We start from the raw sequence: 859 nt of genomic DNA on the forward strand, positions 1-859 counted from the left end.
GGTGGGTGCGCATTAGTTTGTTAGTGAGTTGACTTTATCAGGTATATTTCAGTTAGGAATTCCGAAATATTTTTTCCGCTGCTCTATGAAAATTTCGGAATGGCACGCTGAGTTGGTTTTAAAATAAAACCGAAGTCATAGCAGTACCAAAACTCCCTCTTCCGTGTCGGAGAGGGCATTCGGGCCAGAGATAACCCACCAGCCATTGCCGGGTGAGGTAATACCCCCCGCAAATCAAAGGTGTCTTTTCCCTAAGCAGAAACCCATTAAGTCGATACTATAGCCGCACGAACTCGAGCCCTGAAAAGGGCATAATCTACCAGCAAAAGGTGTAGCCTTTTGTTAATTTAATCAAATGAGATACAAACCCTGAATGGGCAGAACTTCTTCGGTTTGGCAGTATTATCACTGTCAATGCTTCTGAACAGTTAGCTTTACGAAACTTTCGGAAGTTTAGTAAAGCCGCTGTTTAGTTCTGTTTCATTTCCGGTATGGAATAGGTGGCAGATGATCTGTCAGGGGACAGGTCATGGGGAGAACGCTGAGTTTGTTTTAAAATAAAACCGAAGTTATAGCAGTATCAAAACCCCTTCTTCCGTGTTGGAGAGGGACAAAGTTGACCTACAGGCCAAAGCCGGGCGAGGTACTATCTCTGCCAGCCCTACAGAACAGTTAAAAGGTAGTGCCCTAATCAAAAGCTTGAAAAAAAGTTAAAAACCACCGCCCCAATTGTCCCATTGAGGGGACTACAGGGGTGTTTAGCCAGCCTGCAAGAAAATACCAGAGGCCATCGGAAGCACGCAGAACACCCTCTATCCCGATTTTTACAAATCGGCATGTCTCCCTCAAGGGAGAAGTT

The organism is Fulvivirga kasyanovii (genome assembly GCF_009711405.1).
GTDB classification, from domain to species: domain Bacteria; phylum Bacteroidota; class Bacteroidia; order Cytophagales; family Cyclobacteriaceae; genus Fulvivirga; species Fulvivirga kasyanovii.